This is a genomic window from Ideonella alba, from assembly GCF_018069875.1.
GTDB classification, from domain to species: Bacteria; Pseudomonadota; Gammaproteobacteria; order Burkholderiales; family Burkholderiaceae_C; genus Ideonella; species Ideonella alba.
In genome coordinates this window covers 79,931-98,601 of sequence record NZ_JAGQDF010000014.1, presented here as the reverse complement: position 1 = coordinate 98,601, position 18,671 = coordinate 79,931, and the positions used below count along the sequence as shown (strand labels likewise).

Below are 18,671 nucleotides of genomic sequence, written 5' to 3'. Positions count from 1 at the left end.
CGCCCACCTGTGCGCCTGACCGGGAGGAGGCGATGCCTGCGCCGCGCGCGCAGTGCCGTGGTTCACCCTGCCTGCGCGCTCAGCCCGGTGCCTGGTGCTCGTCATGACGGGACATCCCCACCCGCCTGACACCAGAGCAGACCCATGGCCACGCTGACCGCCGAAAGCAACTTCAATCCCCTGGTCCAGGCCACCTGGACGGTCTTCCAGGCCGCCGGCACGTCGACGTGGTTCCAGATGGAAGACAGCGGGAAGGCTCAGTACTTCCAAGGCAGCTTCACCTACCCGGACGCCACGCACGTCAAGGGCGTGGTGAACGAGATCAGCCTGTGGAACAAGGCCGACCCGACCAAAGGCTTCACCATCTCGGGCCTGGCCGCCGACGCCGCCGCCGTGCAGACCAAGGTGGTGGCCGGCGCCGGTCTGTACAGCTACCTGCTGTCGGGCAACGACACCATCAGCGGCGGCCTGCGCCAGATGGGCTTCGCCGGCAACGACGTGATGCGACCGTCGATGCTGCTGGGCGGCATGGTCTGCGACGGCGGTGACGGCAGCGACACCGCCGAGATCGTGACCTCCACCGGGATGGCAGCCAGCCTGCTGACCCAGCGCATGGGCCTGCCGGGCAGCCAGTACTACGCCTCGCTGGTGAACATCGAACACCTTCGGGGCGGCTACGGCAGCGACACGCTGACGGGCAACGCGGGTGACAACCGGCTCGATGGCAACCTGGGCATCGACACCGTCAGCTACGACGGCGTGACCACCGCGGTCAACGTCAACCTGGCCACCGGCGTGGCCACCGGCCACGGACGCGACACGCTGGTCGGCATCGAGAACATCACCGGCACCCGCCAGGCCGATGTGCTGACCGGCGACGGCCTGGGCAATGTGCTCAACGGCGGCCTGGGCGCCGACACGATGAGCGGCGGCCTGGGCAACGACACCTACATCGTCGACGCCAGCGATGTGGTCACTGAAGCGGCCAACGCCGGCATCGACACGCTGGTGGTCACGACCGATTGGACGCTGAGCCGGCCCAACATCGAGAACCTGCAGCTGACCGGCGCCGCGCTGCGCGGCACCGGCGACGCAGGCGCCAACCGCATCACCGGCAACGACCTGGCCAACGTCCTGGATGGCAAGGCGGGTGTGGACACGTTGGTCGGCGGCAAGGGCAATGACAGCTACCTGGTGGATGTCAGCGGCGACATCGTGATCGAGGCGCTGAACGAGGGCACCGACACCGTCACCAGCCTGGTCACCCAGACGCTGGGTGCCAACGTCGAGAACCTGATCCTCGCCGGCAGCGCAGCCATCAACGGCACAGGGAACGTGCTGTCCAACGCCATCACCGGCAACGCGGCCGCGAACGTCCTGAGTGTCGGCGCCCTGGGCGGCACCGACACCTTGACCGGAGGCGCCGGCAACGACCAGTACGTTCTGGGGACGGCCAGCGGGACCATCATCGTCGAGGCCGCCAACGCCGGCTTCGACACGGTCACGAGCGACCTCAGCTACACGCTGGGTGCCAACCTGGAAGGCTTGACGCTCAGACAGGGGACCGGCGCGAGCACTGGCATCGGCAACAGCCTCAACAACGCCATCTTGGGCAACGCGGGCGACAACACTCTGGATGGCGGTGCGGGTGCGGACACCCTCACTGGCGGCGTGGGTGAGGATACGTTCATCGTCGACAACAGCGGCGACGTCGTGGTCGAGTTGGCCAACCAGGGGGGTCATGACCTGGTCCTGGCCAGTGCCAGCTTCACGATGGGTCAGAACGTGGAGGACCTGGTCCTGACCGGCAGCGCCAGTGTGAATGGCACCGGCAACGCCTCGGCCAATTCGCTCAGGGGCAACAGTGGCGCCAATCGCCTGGACGGCGGCGCTGGTACCGACTACCTGTACGGTGGGGCTGGCAACGACACCTACGTGGTGGATCGCAGCACCGACATCGTGGCCGGCGAGGACACCGCGGGCGGCATCGACACGATCGAGAGCTCGGTGTCGTGGACGCTGGGCCTGGGCATTGAGAGGGGCCTGCTGATCGGCAGCGCGGCGATCTCGCTCACCGGCAATGCCGTGGCCAACCTGTTGACAGGCAACCTGGCGGCCAACACCCTGACCGGGGGCCTCGGCAACGATTCCTTGTGGGGCAGTGGCGGCGCCGACAGCCTGAACGGCGGCATCGGTGTCGACTCCTTGCAAGGCGGCGACGGCGACGACCGGCTCGACGGCGGTGTGGAGGCCGACATCATGGTGGGCGGCGCCGGCAACGACACCTACCTGGTCGATGTCGCCGGCGACATCGTCGCCGAAACCAGCGGCAACGGCGTGGACACCGTGATCAGCAGCCTGTGGAGCTACTCGCTCGGTGCCTACGTCGAGAACCTGCAAGGCCATGGCGAGCTCTACGGCAATGCCTTGAACAACCAGATCACGGGCAGCATCAACGGTGACACCCTCAACGGCGGCGCGGGCGCTGACACGATGATCGGTGGTGACGGCAGCGACCTGTACTACGTCGACAACGCCGGCGATGTGGTGATCGAGACCGCCAACCATGGCACCGACATGCTGATCCTGTTGGCCGGCAGCTTCGTGATGGGTGCTGACCTGTCCATCGAACGGGTCCAGCTGCGCAGCGCGGCCGCCGACCTGACCTGCAATGCGGGGGCCAACGTCGTGGAGAACGGTGCCGGCAACAACCGCATCGATGGCGGGGGAGGGATCGACACGCTCTGGTGCGGCAGTGTGGATAGCGGGGTCGTGGTCGACCTGGCGCTGGGCACCGCCACGGGTCAGGGCAACGACACCTTGGTCAGCATCGAGAAGGTGTACGGCTCGTACCGGAACGACACGCTGCGCGGCAACGATGGCAATGACACCATGGACGGTGGCGATGGCGATGACCTGCTGTGGGGCGGCGTCGGCGCTGACGATCTGGGTGGCGGTTTCGGCTCGGACAGCCTGGAGGGCGGCGCGGGTGCGGACAGCCTCGGCGGCAGTTACGGCGCTGACACCCTGGACGGCGGCGAAGGCGACGACCGCCTCGACGGCGGCGACGGCGTCGACCGCCTGGTGGGCGGCACCGGCAACGACACCTACCTGGCCAATATCGATGGGGACGTGGTCGTTGAGGCCAATCGGAGCGGCAACGACACGGTCATCTACACCGGCACAGGCACCTACCAGCTGAGCGACAACGTCGAGTACCTGGAGGGCTCGCACGCGTCCCTCATCGGCAACGACATGAACAACCGGATCACCGGTTCGAGCCAGACCGAAACCCTGGACGGTGGCCTGGGCGCAGACACGCTGCGCGGAGGCGGGGGGATGGACTTCTATGTCGTCGACGATGCCGGCGATGTGGTGATCGAAGCCATCGGCGACATCGGCTGGGACATCGTGACGGTGGTCGCGGGCTCGTGGGTGATGGGCAGCGGACAGGAGATCGAGGACGTCCACCTGGGCGGCAGCGCCCTGGATCTGACCTGCAATGAGTTGAACACCACCGTGTTAAGTGACGGCAAGGGCCACCGCATTGACGGCGGCACCGGTTTCGACCGCGTCGGCTACACGGACGCGACCCAGGGCGTGTTCATTGACCTGAGCCTGGGGACGGTCATCGGCCAGGGCACGGACACCCTGGTCAACATCGACATCGTATGGGGATCAGAGCACGATGACACGATCCACGGCAGCGCCGGCGTGGACACCCTCTATAGCGGCGGTGGCGACGACACGCTGCAGATCGACAGCCTCGTGGCGGCCGATGTGCTGGACCAGTTCAGCTCGGGCCATGACCACCTGCAGCTGATCCAGTCAGGCTGGTCGATCGGCAATGGCGACAACGTGGTCGACGGCGCCGTGGCGATCGATGCGCCCCGCAGCTTTGCCGCATCAGCGGAACTGGTCCTGGTCAATCCCCGGATCCTGGGCGGCCTCACGAATGCCAATGTCGCGGCGGCGATCGGCGCCGCCAGCGATGACTACGCGGTTGGCCAGACAGCGGTCTTCCTGGCGCATGGGTCCACTGGATGGGCCGCTTACCTGTTCACCTCCAGCGGCCATAACGCCACCGTCAGCGCCGGGGAACTGACGGTGCTGTGCATTGGGACCCAATCGGATATTCGCCTGACCGACGTCGGCTTCGCCGGCGGCTGACCGCCGCCCGACGCCGCAGCCTGACCCGACATGGGGTCAGGCGCCTTTGTCAGCTGGCGGACGCCGCCGAAGCAGCCACCGGCGCGGGCGTGCTGGCCGGCGCACTGGCGGCCTCGGGCGCATGCACGGCCTCGGAGCCGTGCTTCTCGCCGCTCATGTCGAGCTTGTCGCCGCCCTTCATGATGATGAACATGGCCAGGCCGGCAAAGACGATGAAGCCGAGGGCGATCTTCCACATGGTGTTGAGTCTCCTGAGGGAACAAGGGGGAATGAAGGCATTGTGGGGGCCGCGACTGACGCGACCCCTTCACTGAAAGGACAAGGCCCGCCGGGCGGCGGGCCTTGGGGCGCCGGGGCCCGGACTGCCACGCAGCCCGGCCCGGTCACGGGGCTCAGTCGCCCGCGTAGATGTCGACGTCCTTGGTCTCCTTGACGAACAGCATGCCGATGACGAAGGTCATCGTGGCGATGATGATCGGGTACCACAGGCCGTTGTACATGTTGCCGGTCTGCGCCACGATCGCGAAGGCGGTGGTGGGCAGCAGGCCGCCGAACCAGCCGTTGCCGATGTGGTACGGCAGGCTCATCGAGGTGTAGCGGATGCGGGTGGGGAACATCTCGACCAGCATCGCGGCGATCGGGCCGTAGACCATGGTGACGTAGATCACCAGGATGGTCAGGATGCCGACGATCTTCACCTTGTCGAGCTTGGCCGGGTCGGCCTTGGTCGGGTAGCCGGCGGCCTTCAGCGCGGCCGACAGGCCGGCCTTCATCGCGGCGTCCTTGGCCTTGACTGTGGCCGCCTTGGCGTCCTTCTCGAAGCCGGCGACGGCCTCGGTGGCCTTCTTGATGTCCTCTTCCTTGCCGCCGGCGGCCTTCAGGTCCTCCAGCTTCTTGGTGGCGGCAGCCTTGGCGGCGGCGATGTCCTCGTCGCTGACCTTGGCGGCGTTGTAGCTGCTGACCACGGTGTCGCCCACCTTGATCACGGCGGTCGTGCCAGCCGGCGCGGCCACGTTCTCGTAGCTCACCGAACCCGCGGCCAGCTGCTGCTTGGCGATGTCGCAGGAGCTGGTGAACTTGACGGTGCCGGTCGGGTTGAACTGGAACGAGCACTCGGCCGGATCGGCTTCCACCACCACCTTGTTCGCGGCCTGGGCCTTGGCGAGGTCGGGGTTGGCGGCCTCGGTCAGCGCCTTGAACAGCGGGAAGTAGGTCAGCGCGGCGATCAGGCAGCCGGCCATGATGATCGGCTTGCGGCCGATCTTGTCCGACAGCGTGCCGAAGACCACGAAGAAGGGCGTGCCGATGATCAGCGACGCGGCCACCAGGATGTTGGCGGTGGCGCCGTCAACCTTCAGGGCCTGGGTCAGGAAGAACAGGGCGTAGAACTGGCCCGTGTACCAGACCACGGCCTGGCCGGCGGTCAGGCCGATCAGCGCCAGGATCACGATCTTCAGGTTCTTCCACTGGCCGAAGGACTCGGTCAGCGGCGCCTTGGAGGTCTTGCCCTCTTCCTTCATCTTCTTGAAGGCGGGCGACTCGTTCATGCTCAGGCGGATCCACACCGAGATGCCCAGCAGCACGATCGAGACGATGAACGGCACGCGCCAGCCCCACTGGGCGAAGGCTTCCTCACCGGTGAAGGTGCGGGTGCCCAGGATCACCATCAGCGACAGGAACAGGCCCAGGGTCGCGGTGGTCTGGATCCAGGCGGTGTAGGCGCCGCGCTTGCCGTGCGGCGAGTGCTCGGCCACATAGGTGGCGGCGCCACCGTACTCACCGCCCAGGGCCAGGCCCTGCAGCAGGCGCAGCACGATCAGGATCACCGGGGCGGCGACGCCGATCGAGGCGTAGTTGGGCAGGATGCCGACGATGAAGGTCGACAGGCCCATGATCAGGATGGTCACCAGGAAGGTGTACTTGCGACCGATCATGTCGCCCAGGCGGCCGAACACCAGCGCACCGAAGGGGCGCACGATGAAGCCCGCGGCGAAGGCCAGCAGCGCGAAGATGAAGGCCGAGGTCGGGTCCAGACCCGCGAAGAACTGCTTCGCGATGATCGCCGCGAGCGAGCCGTAGAGGTAGAAGTCGTACCACTCGAACACCGTACCCAACGACGAGCCGAAGATGACCTTCTTCTCCTCGGCGGTCATGGGCGCATTGGACGCCGTTGCCATATGTTGTCTCCTGTTGATGCGGGCGGACCACCACACTGACCGTGGCCCGTGGAAGGCGACTGTGTTCAGGGTCGCTGACCGCGATCTGACGCGAGGCTGAACGAAACCTGACAAAGTCAGGAGCAACCCGGACGCGCCGTTTCGCACGGTGAGATGGTGACCGGGTGTACGGGAAAATCCCGACGATCGCAGTCAGGTTCAACCGGGGCGATCACGTGCGCTGCAGGCTGGGTCAATGGCCGGCGAGCGCGGCCATCGTCGGCCTCAGACGGGCGACAGCTGCGGCGCGCAGAATCGCCCGCTCCCGCATCGACGAGCCGCCCGACATGAACACCCACGCCACCCTCATCATGGCCATCCCTGCGGGCGTGGCGGTGGCCGGCGGCGCGCTGGCCGCGCTCTGGCGTCCGTCGCATCAGCTGCGCAGCCTGATCCAGCATTTCGCGGCGGGGGTGATCCTGGCGGCGCTGGCGGTGGAGCTGCTGCCCGACATCGGCAAGGAGCACGCCACCAAGGCGGTGGTGCTGGGCGCGTTTGCCGCCGGCAGCCTGTTCATGTATGCGCTCAACCTGTGGACCGAGCGGCTGGAGCAGGCCGCCCAGGGCGCGGCCGTGGGCCTGCTGGTGGCGACCTTTGTCGATGTGGCCACCGACGGCTTCATCATCGGCGCAGGCTTCGCTGCCGGCGGCGAGACCGGCACCGTGCTGGCGCTGGGGCTGTCGGTGGAGCTGCTGTTCCTGGGGCTGGCGGTCACCTCGGAGCGCATCGCCGGGTGGCGCATCGTGGCCGTGACGGCGGCCCTGGGGCTCACCGTGATGGGCTGTGCGGTGCTGGGCAGCGCGCTGCTGGCCGGGGCCTCGCCGGCCCTGCTGGCGGGCACCTTGTCATTCAGCGCCGCGGCGCTGCTCTACCTGGTGACCGAGGAGCTGCTGATGGAGGCCCATGAGGTGGAGGAAAAGCCGATCGCCACGCTGGTGCTGTTCGGCGGCTTCCTCACCTTCTGGGGCATCCAGCTGATGGGGCACTGAGCGCGGCGCGGCGGCACGTCGCCACTCACAGATCGGCCAGTAGGTCCTCGCGCAGCATCGGCAAAGCGTCGACACCCCAGTAGAAACGCCCGTCGACCTCCACCGTCGGCACGCCGAACAGGCCGCTGGCCACCGCCTGGTCGGTCAGTGCGCGCAGCTCGGCCTTGACCTCGTCGCCTTGCGGGTCGCGCAGCGGCTCAAGGTCGGCCTGCAGCGCCTGCAGGCGATGCGGGTCGTTCGGATCGGCGCCGTCGGCACACCAGGCATGGCGGAACAAGGCCTCGACGATGCGCCGCCCCGGCATCTGGCCGGCCGGCACGCACGCCAGGCCCAGGCGCAGCAGCGCCAGCGGGTTGAACGGATGGGGCTGCGGCAGTTGCAGCGGCACGCCCAGCTGGCGCGCCAGCCAGTCGACCTGGCGGTAGGTCCATTCGCGCTTGCCCGGGATCTCGGCCGGGCCCTTGTGCCCATGGGCCTTCAGCAGGCCGGCGAACAGCACCGGGCGGTAGGCCACCGCATGGCTGATGCCTTCCATCGCCTGGGGCAGCCGCTCGAAGGCCAGCCAGGCGTAGGGCGAGACCACGTCGTAGTGGAAGACCAGCGACTTCACGCGCGGGCGCTCATTCGTTGTGCACGCGGGCGCGGCGGCCGGGCAGCAGCATCCAGACGTCCATGCGCTGCTCGTCGGTCATCGTCGACCACGCCGCGATCTCCTGCAGCGTGCGGTGGCAGCCCTGGCACCAGCCGGTGTCGGGGTCGGTGCGGCAGATGCTGATGCACGGCGAAGGCACGCCGCCGGCCGGGCTGTGCGAGGTCTGCGGGGCCACGGGGTCGGTCATGGAGGGTCTCCTGGGTCAGCGGGCCTGCACGACATCGGCCACCGGCGCCGCGGTCAGGCGCGCCAGGTCGGCGAAGCTCAGGCGGAAGACGCCATTGGGGTGTCCGGCTGCGGCCCAGATCTCGTCGAAGCGGGCCAGGTCGGCGTCGATCAGCGTCACCGGCTCGGTGGCGTGGCCGATCGGGGAGACACCGCCGATCGAGTAGCCGGTGCGGGCCTTGACGAAATCGGCGTCGGCACGGCCGATGGCCCCGACCAGCGCCGCCACCTTCTTCTCGTCGACGCGCCGGTCACCGGAGGTGATGACCAGCACCGCGGCCTCATCGGACTTGCGCCGGAAGATCACGCTCTTGGCGATCTGCCCGACCGTCACGCCCAGCGCGTCGGCCGCCTCCTGGGCGGTACGCGCGGGCACGCTCAGCCACTGCGGGGCATGCGGGTGCCCGCGCTCGGCCAGCAACCGGGTGACGGCGGCAAAGGCCTGGTGCGGGGCGTCTTGCAGGGAGGTGTCGTCGGCCATGGCGGCGATTGTCGCCAAGTTCGCCACACCCCTGTTTCAGGCGGTGGCGATGGCGCCGCGGCGCAGCTGGTCGCGCTCCAGGCTCTCGAACAGGGCCTTGAAGTTGCCTTCGCCAAAGCCCTCGTCGTTCTTGCGCTGGATGAACTCGAAGAACACCGGGCCCAGCAGCGGCTGGCTGAAGATCTGCAGCAGCAGGCGCTTGTCGCCGCCAGCGGTGGAGCCGTCGACCAGGATGCCGCGGGTCTTGAGCTCGGGCACCGGCTCGCCGTGGCCGGGCAAGCGCTCCTCGAGCATCTCGTAGTAGACGTTGTTGGGCGCGGTCATCAGCGGGATGCCGGCCAGCTGCAGCTTGTCGACGGCGGCGATCAGGTCGTCGCACAGCAGCGCCACGTGCTGGATGCCCTCGCCGTTGAACTGCATCAGGAACTCCTCGATCTGGCCGCCGCCCTGCTTGGCTTCCTCGTTGAGCGGGATGCGGATCAGGCCATCGGGCGCGGTCATCGCGCGGCTGGTCAGGCCGGTGTACTCGCCCTGGATGTCGAAGTAGCGGATCTCGCGAAAGCCGAACAACTTCTCGTAGAACGCGCCCCAGTGGGCCATGCGGCCGCGGTAGACGTTGTGCGTCAGGTGGTCGACCACCTTGAAGCCGTGGCCTTCGGGGTGGCGGTTCGCCGGGTCGGCGAAGGCGGGCAGGAATTCGAAGTCGATGTCGTAGATGCTCTTGCCGTCTTCGAAGCGGTCGATCAGGTACAGCGGCGCACCGCCGATGCCCTTGACCGCCGGCAGGCGCAGCTCCATCGGGCCGGTGGGAATCTCGATCGGCTGCGCACCGCGCTCCAGCGCCAGCGCATAGGCCTTGTGCGCGTCCTTGACGCGGAAGGCCAGGCCGCAGGCTGACGGGCCGTGCTCGGCGGCGAAGTAGGCCGCCTGGCTCCGGGGCTCGCGGTTGACGATGAAGTTGATGCCGCCCTGGCGGTACAGCAGCACGTCCTTCGAGCGGTGCCGGGCGACGAGCGAGAAGCCCATCGCCTCGAACAGCGGCTCCAGGACATTCGGGGTGGGGGATGCGAACTCGACGAACTCGAACCCCATCAGGCCCATGGGGTTGTCAAACAGATCAGCCATGTGCGGCTCCTGCAGAAAGAAACGATGAACACAGGCTCCGGGCGCGGCAGGCGGCCAGGCCGGGGGCAATCAGCGCGTTTCGCAGGTTCCAGGCGGCGAGCAGGGCACGCCCCGCACGCTGCGTGCGAGGTGATCGCCGATCACACCCTGGAAGACGGAGGTCGTCATGGGGGCGCATCGTAGCCGTCGGGCCCCGCAGGCGCCAGTGGCGAAACTGCTTAACCCCAATCAAGGGTATTCCCGGAGGGTTCTGACTTGCGTCAAGCCACGCCGGAAATTACATTGACCGACCGGTCGGTCGAATAACTCGATCCGGCCCTCACCGGAGATCCCCCGCATGTACACCCAAGCCATGGACACCATGGGCAAGGACGGCGAAAGCGCCGCCGGCAAGCCCGTGCGCTCGGCCGAGGAGATGCACCTGGAACAGCGCTTCGAGGCCCGCATCGACGACGGCGGCTTCATCGAAGCCAAGGACTGGATGCCCGAGCACTACCGCAAGACGCTCACCCGCCAGATCAGCCAGCACGCGCACAGCGAGATCGTCGGCATGCTGCCCGAGGGCAACTGGGTGACCCGCGCGCCGACGCTCAAGCGCAAGGCCATCCTGCTGGCCAAGATCCAGGACGAGGGCGGCCACGGCCTGTACCTGTACGCCGCGGCCGAGACCCTGGGCACCAGCCGCGACCAGCTGCTGGGCGCGCTGCACAGCGGCAAGGCCAAGTACAGCTCGATCTTCAACTACCCGACGCTGACCTGGGCCGACGTGGGCGTGATCGGCTGGCTGGTCGACGGCGCGGCGATCATGAACCAGGTGCCGCTGTGCCGCTGCTCCTACGCGCCCTATGCGCGGGCGATGGTGCGCATCTGCCGCGAGGAGAGCTTCCACCAGCGCCAGGGCTATGACGCGCTGCTGGTGATGATGCAGCAGGGCACGCCCGAGCAGAAGGCGATGGTGCAGGACGCGGTGAACCGCTGGTGGTGGCCCTGCCTGATGATGTTCGGTCCGCCCGACGCCGAGAGCGTGCACAGCGTGCAGAGCATGCGCTGGGGCATCAAGCGCATCAGCAACGACGACCTGCGCCAGAAGTTCGTCGACGCCACCGTGCAGCAGGCCGAGGTGCTGGGCGTGACGCTGCCCGACCCCGAACTGAAGTGGAACGAACAACGCGGCCACTGGGACTTCGGCACCATCGACTGGGACGAGTTCTGGCGCGTGGTGGGCGGCGACGGCCCCTGCAACCGCGAGCGCCTGGGCATGCGCGTGAAGGCCTGGAACGACGGGGCCTGGGTGCGCGAAGCCGCCCTCGCCCACGCCCGCAAGCAAGCAACCAAGCAGGAGGCCGCATGAGCGCCGACAACACATCGAAGGAATGGCCTCTGTGGGAGGTGTTCGTCCGCAGCAAGGCGGGCCTGGACCACAAGCACTGCGGCAGCCTGCACGCAGCCGATGCGGCCATGGCCATCCAGATGGCGCGCGACGTCTACACCCGGCGCCAGGAAGGCACCAGCGTGTGGGTGGTGCTGTCCAGCCAGATCGTCGCCAGCGACCCGGGCGACAAGGACATGTTCTTCGACCCGATGGAGGACAAGGTCTACCGGCATCCGACCTTCTACAAGCTGCCCGCCAGTGTCGACCACATGTAAGGCCATGACTGCCCCTTCCGTCACCCCCAGCCGCGCCCCCGCGGTGCGCTACCTGCTGCGCCTGGCCGACCTGTGCCTGATCCACGCCCAGCGCCTGGGCGAGTGGTGCGGCCACGCGCCCATCCTCGAAGAGGACATCGCGCTGACCAACCTGTCGCTGGACCTGATCGGCCAGGCCCGCGCGCTCTACACCCATGCCGGCCGGCTGGGCGCCGCCGACACCGGCGGCCAGGCGCTGGACGAGGACCAGCTCGCCTTCCTGCGCGAGGAGCGCGACTACCTGAACCCCACGCTGGTCGAGTTGCCGCACAGCGCCGACGGCAGCCCGCGCGGTGAGCGCGACTTCGCCATCACCACGCTGCGCAACGCACTGGTCGCCACCTGGCTGCGCCTGGCCTGGGAGCGGCTGATGAACTCCTCGGATGAGGAAGTCGCCGCGATCGCCGCCAAGGCGGTGAAGGAAGCGCGCTACCACCAGCAGCACTCGGCCGACTGGGTGGTGCGCCTGGGCGACGGCACGCCGGAATCGGCGCGCCGCATGCAGAACGCGGTGGAGCAGCTCTGGCGTTTCGTGCCCGAGCTGTTCGAGGACGACGAGGTCGACGCCCACGCCGCCGCCAGCGGCCTGGGCCCGGCCGCCTCGTCACTGAAGGAAGCCTTCGACGCCGAGATCGCCGAGCTGCTGGCCGAGGCGCAGCTGAAGGCGCCCGCCGACAGCGTGTTCCGCAGCACTGGCCGGCGCGGCGTGCACAGCGAGCACCTGGGCTTCATCCTGGCCGAGATGCAGCACCTGCAACGCGCCTATCCCGGGGGCGCGTGGTGACGGTTGACCCCTCGCCCGGCGGGTACACCGGTCGGTCCTGCGGACCGCGCCCTCACGTCCGGTCGGGCTCCTCGTCAGGCGATGACTGTCCCCCGGACAGCCATCGTCCGGCCTCGGCCCCCGAGGGGATGACGCCGGGCTTGGGGCGGCCCGGCGCTCCGGCGTCGTCCGCGTCCGAGACCGCTGAGCGCATCCAGCAAGCCTGGACCGTGCTCCAGCAGGTCCCTGACCCGGAGGTTCCCGCGATTTCGGTGTGCGAACTGGGCATCGTGCGCGCGGTTCAGGAGGCCACGGACGGCACGCTGGAGGTGGTGCTCACGCCCACCTACTCGGGCTGCCCAGCCACCGAGGTGATCGAGCGCAGCGTGCTGGATGCGCTGGCCGCCGCGCAGCTGGGCCCGGCGCGCGCACTCACCCGCCGCCACCCCGCCTGGACCACCGACTGGATCAGCGACGAAGGCCGGCGCAAGCTGCGCGAGTACGGCATCGCGCCGCCGGGCTGCACCACGGCGGCCGACACCGCGCCGATCCGCATCGTGCGCCGCCAGCGTGAGCCGGCCGTGCCCTGCCCGCGCTGCGACAGCGCACAGACCGAGCGCCTCTCCGCCTTCGGCTCCACCGCCTGCAAGGCGCTGTACCGCTGCCTGGCCTGTCGCGAACCCTTCGAGCACTTCAAGCCGATCTGAACCTGGAATCTCTCCGATGAGCACACCGCTGTTCCATTCGCTGCGCGTGCGCGCGATCGAGCCCGACACCGCAGAAGCGGTGGTCGTCAGCTTCGACGTGCCGCCCGAGCTGCGCGAGACCTTCGCCTTCACCCAGGGCCAGTACCTGACGCTGCGCGCCACCGTCGACGGCGAGGACCTGCGCCGCTCGTACTCGATCTGCGCCGGTGTCGACGACGGTGAGCTGCGCGTGGGCGTTCGCCAGGTGAAGGGTGGCCGCTTCTCGAACTGGGTCAACCAGCAGCTCAAGGTGGGTGACCCGGTGCAGGTGATGGCGCCGCAGGGCCGCTTCTTCGTGCAACTGCAGCCCCAGGCGCGCCGGCACTTTGTGGGTATCGCCGGTGGCAGTGGCATCACGCCGATCCTGTCGATCATGAAGACGGTGCTGGCGCGCGAGCCGCTGAGCCGCTTCACGCTGCTGTATGCGAACCGCGCGCTGGCCTCGACGATGTTCAAGGAAGAGATCGAGGACCTGAAGAACCAGTACCTCACGCGCGTGGTGCTGCACCATGTGTTCTCCGACGAGCCCACCGAATCGCCGATCAACCACGGCCTGATGAACCGCGACAAGCTCGCCGAGTTCCTGAGCACGCTGGTGCCCGCCGCCACGATCGACCACGCCTTCGTCTGCGGCCCCTTCCAGATGAACGACGAGGCCGAGGCCGCGCTGAAGGCCGCCGGCGTGCCGGCCGAGGGCATCCATATCGAGCGCTTCGGCGTGCCGCAGGACAAGAAGGTGGACGCCATCGTCCACCAGGCCCAGCCCGGCGACGCCGAGCAGGCCCGCGTCACCATCGTGCGCGATGGCCTCAAGCGCGAGATCGCCTTCCACAAGGACCAGCCCAGCATCCTGGACGCCGCCAGCGCCGCCGGGCTGGAGGTGCCGTTCTCGTGCACGTCTGGCGTCTGCGGTACCTGCCGCGCCAAGGTGCTGGAGGGCCAGGTGCGCATGGAGCGCAACTTCGCGCTGGAAGCCGCCGACGTGGCTGCCGGTTTCGTGCTGTGCTGCCAGGCGCACCCGCTCACGGAACGTGTCCTGCTGAGCTTCGACGAGAAATGACGGCACCCGGCGCCGGAGTACCGGCGCCACCCTCCGAGAGGGTGCCGAGGCCGCTTGGGAGCGGCCCGGCGCTGGCCTCGGCGGGGATTGACAACACCCGGCGCCGGGGTACCGGCGCCACCCTCCGAGAGGGTGCCGAGGCCGCTTGGGAGCGGCCCGGCGCTGGCCTCGGCTCTTGATTCGCCAGGGATCCCATGACCATGCAACTCCAGTCCTACATCGCCGGCCGCTGGGTCGGCCGCGAGGCCGCGCAGACGCTGCGCAGCGCCATCAACGGCCAACCGGTGGCCACCACCCACGCCGAGGCGATCGACTTTGCGGAAGCCGTGCACCACGCGCGCACCGTCGGCGTGGCGAACCTGCTGAAGCTCGACTTCCAGCAGCGTGCCGCGATCCTGAAGGCGCTGGCCAAGTACCTGAATGAGCGCAAGGAGCAGCTCTACGCGGTGTCGGCGCACACCGGCGCCACGCGCGCCGACAGCTGGATCGACATCGAGGGCGGCACCGGCACGCTGTTCGCCTACGCCAGCAGCGGCAGCAACGAGCTGCCCTCGGGCAATGTCTGGCATGAAGGCCCGGCGCTGTCGCTGGGCAAGCAGGGCCAGTTCGCCGGCACCCACATCCTGGTGCCGCGCCGCGGTCTGGCGGTGCACATCAACGCCTTCAACTTCCCCATCTGGGGCCTGCTGGAAAAGTTCGCGCCCAGCTTCCTGGCCGGCATGCCCTGCATCGGCAAGCCCGCCAGCGCCACCAGCTACCTGACCGAAGCGGCGATGCGGCTGATCGCCGAGAGCGGCCTGCTGCCCGAGGGCGCACTGCAGCTGGTGATCGGCTCCACCGGCGACCTGCTGGACCGCCTGGACGGCCGCGACGTGGTCACCTTCACCGGCTCGGCCGACACCGCGGCCAAGCTGCGCGTGCACCGCAACGTGATTGCCAAAAGCATCCCCTTCAACGCCGAGGCCGACTCGCTGAACTGCGCAATCCTGGCGCCCGATGCGGTGCCCGGCTCGCCCGAGTTCGACCTCTTCGTCAAGGAAGTGGCGCGCGAGATGACGGTGAAGGCCGGCCAGAAGTGCACCGCGATCCGCCGCGCCATCGTGCCGCGCGCGCACCTGGACGCGGTGGCCATGGCCCTGCGCGAGCGCCTGGCCAAGGTGGTGGTGGGCGACCCGGCGGTCGATGGCGTCAAGATGGGCGCGCTGGCCAGCGCCGACCAGCAGCGCGACGTGGCCGAGCGCGTGGCCGCGCTGATCGAGGGCGGCGCGCGCCCCGTCTTCGGCGCCAGCGACGGCTTCGCGCCGCGTGGCGAGGGCGTGGCCGAGGGCGCCTTCTTCGCGCCCACGCTGCTGCTGGCCGAGCGCGCGCTGCACACCCCTGCCGTGCATGAGCTGGAGGCCTTCGGCCCAGTCAGCACGCTGATGCCCTACGACGACCTGGACGAGGCGGTGGCGCTGGCGGCGATGGGTCAGGGCAGCCTGGTCGGCTCGCTGGTCACCCACGACCCCGCCGTGGCTGCGCGCGTGGTGCCCGAGGTGGCCGCGCTGCATGGCCGGATCCTGGTGCTGGACCGCGACGCCGCGCCCGAATCCACCGGCCACGGCAGCCCGCTGCCGATGCTCAAGCACGGCGGCCCGGGCCGCGCCGGCGGTGGCGAGGAGCTGGGCGGCACGCGCGCCGTCAAGCACTACCTGCAGCGCGCCGCGCTGCAGGGCTCGCCCACCATGCTGTCCGCAGTGACCGGCGAGTACGTGCGCGGCGCCGCCCGCATCGAGACCGAGGTCCACCCCTTCCGCCGCCACTTCGAGGAGCTGCAGATCGGCGAGAGCCTGCTGACGCACCGGCGCACCGTCAGCGAAGCCGACATCGTCAACTTCGGCGGCATCTCGGGCGACTACTTCTACATGCACTTCGACGCCATCGCCGCCAAGGACACCGCCTTCGGCCAGCGCATCGCCCACGGCTACTTCGTGCTGTCGGCGGCGGCCGGCCTGTTCGTGAGCCCGGCACCGGGCCCGGTGCTGGCCAACTACGGCCTGGACACGCTGCGCTTCGTCAAGCCGGTGGCCATCGGCGACACCATCCAGGCGCGCCTGACCGCCAAGCGCAAGATCGACCGCATGAAGGTGGATGCGCAGGGGCGCGGCCAGGGCGTGGTGGCCTGGGATGTCGAGGTGACCAACCAGGCCGGTGACCTGGTGGCCAGCTACGACATCCTGACGCTGGTGGCCAAGAAGGGCTGACCACCCGGCGGCGTCAGGGCGCCGGCTGCTTGGTCAGCACCAGCATCACGTTGGTGTTGTCGGCCGGGTTGGCGGAGGCCATGGTCATCACGGACAGGCCGGCGTCGATCTTCACGGCCAGCCCGCTGTCCAGGGTCAGGTCGTTGCCCTTGAGCTTCCACTTGCCGCGCGCCACGGCCTCGGGATTCACGTAGGAGCTGACCGCCTCGCCACCATTGGTCAGCCGGTTGCCGGACTCGACGATGGTCAGCTTGTACTTGCCATCGGCGGTGAATTCGACCGTGCCGTTGTAGACATAGCTGCTCACCTGCCAGCTGCCCACGCCGGCATGCAGCTCGGACTGGAAGCCCTTGAGGGTCCAGGTGCCCACGATGTCACTGGGCAGGACCGCGGTGGCGCGGGCCTGCCGCGCACCCTGCTGCTGCTGCAGCTGCGCCAGCTGGGCCGACAGCGCGTCCACCCTGGCACTCAGCTCCTGCAGCCTGGACGAGGCCGCCGAGGCGGTGAAGGGCAGCAGGGCCAGCGAGGCCACCAGTGCGCAGCGGGGTGCCCAGAGGGCGAGTCGAACAGATCCCATGACAGCTTCCTTGAGGGTGGGCGCGGCCAAACCATCCGGCCGCGTGTCCGCGATGCTGCGGGCGGGCCTCAGCGCGCTGGCTTCGGGCTAACCCGCAGCCATCCCCAAGCCGGTGGATCAGGCCAGCAAGCGGCGGGCGTCCAGGTAGTCCGTCACGAAGTCGTCGAAGCTGCCCTGCTGTTCGGCCTCGATCCGGGCCTGCTCGCGCAGCGACCGGTCGGCCAGCGCGGCCCAGTGCAGCGCGCGCTCGGTGGACAGCGGTTGCGCCAGCAGCACCCGCCGGGTGGCCTGCGACAGCGCGGCGATCATCGCGGTGTATTCGCCGCGCCAGGTGTCGGAGGCTTCGCGCAGCACCCGCGCCGAGGGCAGCGCATCGGGGTGCAGCAGCCGCGACTGCGCGCTGGCCAGCGCCTGCCGGTAGGCCTGGCCGCCCAGCGCCGCGTCCATGCGCCGGGCGATCGGCTCGCAGCCTTCCAGCAGCTCGGCCGCCCACTCCACCAGCACCACCTCGGCACCGCCGCGGGTCAGGCGCAGGCCCGGCTCGCGCCCGCGGGCGGCCACGCGCTGCTGGTTCTCGCTGAGCGCGGCAATCTCGTCGGGGTGGTCGGGCGGGCTGTCGCTGGCCAGGCAGTGCAGCAGGAACAGGTCGATCACGCGGGCGGTGTCGGGCGCGATGCCCAGCGGCTCGAAGGGGTCGAGGTCCATGCAGCGCACCTCGACATACTCGACGCCGCGCTCGCGCAGCGCGTGCAGCGGCCGCTCGCCGGAGTGGATCGTGCGCTTGGGGCGGATGGTGCCGTAGAACTCGTTCTCGATCTGCAGCAGATGGGTGCTGAGCTGGCGCCAGCCGCCCTGCTCGTCGCGCAGGCCGATCGCCTGGTAGGCCGGCCAGATGCGGGTCATCGCGTCTTCCAGCGTGGCGCCGTAGCCGTCCAGCCCGTTGTAACTGACGGCCAGCGAGGCCTGGGCCTCGCTCTGGTAGCCCAGCCGGCCCATGCGCAGTGAAGTGGCGTGCGGCAGGTGCAGCGTGCCAGCGCTCAGCGGCTCCAGGCCATGCGGCAGGCCGTCGACGAAGCTGGCGCACACCGCCGGTGACGCGCCGAACAGCCACAGCAGCAGGAAGCTGTCGCGGCGGAAGTTGCGGATCAGGTGGAAGTACTCGTCATTGCCCAGCCCGGGCAGCGACCAGTTGTAGTGGATGCCCGAGATGGTCTGCATGCGCCGCCCGTAGCGGTGCGACAGGCCCTGGCGGTAGACGGTCTTGACGCGGCCGATGTGCGAGGCGCCGTACTGGCCCAGCGGAATGGCCTCTTCGCTGGGCAGGCAGCAGGGCATGCTGGAGACCCACATGCGCTCGTCGCCCAGGGCCTGAGCCACCACCTGGTGTAGTTCACTGAGTTGCGCGAAGGTGGCCTCGACGCGGGTGAAGGCGCCGGTGACCAGCTCCAGCTGCGACTCGCTGAAGTCGGTGGTGATGTGCGGGTGGGTGAGGGCCGAACCCAGCGCCAGCGGGTGCGGCGTCATCGCCAGGCCGCCGTCGGGGGTGGTGCGCAGGCTTTCCTTCTCGATGCCGCGGCGCATGCCGACCAGTTGGTCGTCACGCCAGGCGTCGATGCGGTCTTGCAGGGTCAACAGGGTCTCCTTGTCGGGCCCACCGAAGCAGCCCGGGGGCGTATTGGACGCCTTTTTCGTGATCGGCGTGCAACCGGGGCCAAGCCGGGCCGAAGTCGGACTCAAG

General features: G+C 69.0%; 16 protein-coding genes. 8 read left to right on the top strand and 8 right to left on the bottom strand.

Going from position 1 to position 18,671, the window contains the following annotated elements; all coding sequences use genetic code 11:
• The first annotated feature begins 144 nt into the window (after positions 1-144).
• The gene (locus KAK07_RS20915) at positions 145-4,170 is read left to right on the top strand and encodes a beta strand repeat-containing protein (protein ID WP_210863044.1); all 4,026 of its coding nucleotides are present in this window, start codon (positions 145-147) and stop codon (positions 4,168-4,170) included.
• Between the two features lie 49 nt (positions 4,171-4,219).
• Here the strand turns inward: KAK07_RS20915 and KAK07_RS20910 are convergent, their stop codons facing one another.
• Both KAK07_RS20910 and KAK07_RS20905 read right to left on the bottom strand, forming a co-directional pair.
• Positions 4,220-4,408 (bottom strand): hypothetical protein, encoded by a 189-nt coding sequence (locus tag KAK07_RS20910; RefSeq protein ID WP_210863042.1) that lies wholly within the window; start codon positions 4,406-4,408, stop codon positions 4,220-4,222.
• A 154-nt stretch (positions 4,409-4,562) separates the two neighbouring features.
• Positions 4,563-6,347, bottom strand: a complete 1,785-nt coding sequence (locus KAK07_RS20905) for an MFS transporter (RefSeq protein ID WP_210856781.1) — start codon at positions 6,345-6,347, stop codon at positions 4,563-4,565.
• Positions 6,348-6,673: 326 nt separating this feature from the next.
• Between KAK07_RS20905 and KAK07_RS20900 the strand changes: the two genes are divergently transcribed.
• On the top strand, positions 6,674-7,375 hold the full coding sequence (locus tag KAK07_RS20900; protein ID WP_210802022.1) for a ZIP family metal transporter: 702 nt from the start codon (positions 6,674-6,676) through the stop codon (positions 7,373-7,375).
• A 25-nt stretch (positions 7,376-7,400) separates the two neighbouring features.
• Here the strand turns inward: KAK07_RS20900 and KAK07_RS20895 are convergent, their stop codons facing one another.
• From KAK07_RS20895 to hppD, 4 genes are read right to left on the bottom strand one after another with little or no spacing between them, the layout of a single operon-like run.
• Positions 7,401-7,985, bottom strand: a complete 585-nt coding sequence (locus KAK07_RS20895) for a 2-hydroxychromene-2-carboxylate isomerase (RefSeq protein WP_210863040.1) — start codon at positions 7,983-7,985, stop codon at positions 7,401-7,403.
• 10 nt (positions 7,986-7,995) lie between these two features.
• A complete protein-coding gene (locus tag KAK07_RS20890; RefSeq protein WP_210802018.1) occupies positions 7,996-8,214 on the bottom strand; it encodes a DUF1289 domain-containing protein in 219 nt (72 codons plus the stop codon).
• A gap of 15 nt (positions 8,215-8,229) precedes the next feature.
• Positions 8,230-8,733 carry a YbaK/EbsC family protein gene (locus tag KAK07_RS20885; RefSeq protein WP_210802016.1) on the bottom strand — a complete coding sequence of 168 codons (504 nt, stop codon included), beginning with the start codon at positions 8,731-8,733 and terminating at the stop codon, positions 8,230-8,232.
• A 36-nt stretch (positions 8,734-8,769) separates the two neighbouring features.
• A complete protein-coding gene (gene hppD, locus KAK07_RS20880; RefSeq protein ID WP_210802014.1) occupies positions 8,770-9,858 on the bottom strand; it encodes a 4-hydroxyphenylpyruvate dioxygenase in 1,089 nt (362 codons plus the stop codon).
• A gap of 337 nt (positions 9,859-10,195) precedes the next feature.
• On the opposite strand from hppD, the gene paaA reads away from it, so the two are divergent.
• From paaA to paaZ, 6 genes are all read left to right on the top strand, one after another.
• Positions 10,196-11,209, top strand: coding sequence for a 1,2-phenylacetyl-CoA epoxidase subunit PaaA (gene paaA, locus KAK07_RS20875; protein ID WP_210802012.1), 1,014 nt, complete (start codon positions 10,196-10,198; stop codon positions 11,207-11,209).
• Positions 11,206-11,505, top strand: coding sequence for a 1,2-phenylacetyl-CoA epoxidase subunit PaaB (gene paaB / locus KAK07_RS20870; protein WP_210802010.1), 300 nt, complete (start codon positions 11,206-11,208; stop codon positions 11,503-11,505). Before paaA ends, paaB begins: the two co-directional genes overlap by 4 nt.
• Before the next feature lie 4 nt (positions 11,506-11,509).
• Positions 11,510-12,328, top strand: coding sequence for a 1,2-phenylacetyl-CoA epoxidase subunit PaaC (paaC, locus tag KAK07_RS20865; protein ID WP_210856782.1), 819 nt, complete (start codon positions 11,510-11,512; stop codon positions 12,326-12,328).
• Between the two features lie 128 nt (positions 12,329-12,456).
• Positions 12,457-13,014, top strand: coding sequence for a 1,2-phenylacetyl-CoA epoxidase subunit PaaD (gene paaD / locus KAK07_RS20860; RefSeq protein ID WP_210856783.1), 558 nt, complete (start codon positions 12,457-12,459; stop codon positions 13,012-13,014).
• Positions 13,015-13,030: 16 nt separating this feature from the next.
• On the top strand, positions 13,031-14,113 hold the full coding sequence (gene paaE, locus KAK07_RS20855) for a 1,2-phenylacetyl-CoA epoxidase subunit PaaE (protein WP_210856784.1): 1,083 nt from the start codon (positions 13,031-13,033) through the stop codon (positions 14,111-14,113).
• 194 nt (positions 14,114-14,307) lie between these two features.
• Positions 14,308-16,356, top strand: coding sequence for a phenylacetic acid degradation bifunctional protein PaaZ (paaZ, locus tag KAK07_RS20850; protein WP_210863038.1), 2,049 nt, complete (start codon positions 14,308-14,310; stop codon positions 16,354-16,356).
• A gap of 13 nt (positions 16,357-16,369) precedes the next feature.
• On the opposite strand, the gene KAK07_RS20845 is transcribed toward paaZ, so the two are convergent.
• Positions 16,370-16,933, bottom strand: coding sequence for a lipocalin-like domain-containing protein (locus KAK07_RS20845; protein ID WP_210856657.1), 564 nt, complete (start codon positions 16,931-16,933; stop codon positions 16,370-16,372).
• A 117-nt stretch (positions 16,934-17,050) separates the two neighbouring features.
• Complete coding sequence (gene gshA / locus KAK07_RS20840) at positions 17,051-18,568, bottom strand: glutamate--cysteine ligase (protein ID WP_210856732.1); 1,518 nt, start codon at positions 18,566-18,568, stop codon at positions 17,051-17,053.
• Between the last annotated feature and the right edge of the window lie 103 nt (positions 18,569-18,671).

Bases quoted from the DNA above. Each gene is read 5' to 3' on its own strand.
- KAK07_RS20900 (WP_210802022.1), top strand. From the start codon at position 6,674: ATGAACACCCACGCCACCCTCATCATGGCCATCCCTGCGGGCGTGGCG.
- paaA (WP_210802012.1), top strand. From the start codon at position 10,196: ATGTACACCCAAGCCATGGACACCATGGGCAAGGACGGCGAAAGCGCC.
- hppD (WP_210802014.1), bottom strand. From the start codon at position 9,858: ATGGCTGATCTGTTTGACAACCCCATGGGCCTGATGGGGTTCGAGTTC.
- paaE (WP_210856784.1), top strand. From the start codon at position 13,031: ATGAGCACACCGCTGTTCCATTCGCTGCGCGTGCGCGCGATCGAGCCC.
- paaD (WP_210856783.1), top strand. From the start codon at position 12,457: ATGACGCCGGGCTTGGGGCGGCCCGGCGCTCCGGCGTCGTCCGCGTCC.
- KAK07_RS20915 (WP_210863044.1), top strand. From the start codon at position 145: ATGGCCACGCTGACCGCCGAAAGCAACTTCAATCCCCTGGTCCAGGCC.
- paaC (WP_210856782.1), top strand. From the start codon at position 11,510: ATGACTGCCCCTTCCGTCACCCCCAGCCGCGCCCCCGCGGTGCGCTAC.
- KAK07_RS20905 (WP_210856781.1), bottom strand. From the start codon at position 6,347: ATGGCAACGGCGTCCAATGCGCCCATGACCGCCGAGGAGAAGAAGGTC.
- KAK07_RS20845 (WP_210856657.1), bottom strand. From the start codon at position 16,933: ATGGGATCTGTTCGACTCGCCCTCTGGGCACCCCGCTGCGCACTGGTG.
- KAK07_RS20885 (WP_210802016.1), bottom strand. From the start codon at position 8,733: ATGGCCGACGACACCTCCCTGCAAGACGCCCCGCACCAGGCCTTTGCC.
- paaB (WP_210802010.1), top strand. From the start codon at position 11,206: ATGAGCGCCGACAACACATCGAAGGAATGGCCTCTGTGGGAGGTGTTC.
- KAK07_RS20910 (WP_210863042.1), bottom strand. From the start codon at position 4,408: ATGTGGAAGATCGCCCTCGGCTTCATCGTCTTTGCCGGCCTGGCCATG.
- paaZ (WP_210863038.1), top strand. From the start codon at position 14,308: ATGACCATGCAACTCCAGTCCTACATCGCCGGCCGCTGGGTCGGCCGC.
- KAK07_RS20890 (WP_210802018.1), bottom strand. From the start codon at position 8,214: ATGACCGACCCCGTGGCCCCGCAGACCTCGCACAGCCCGGCCGGCGGC.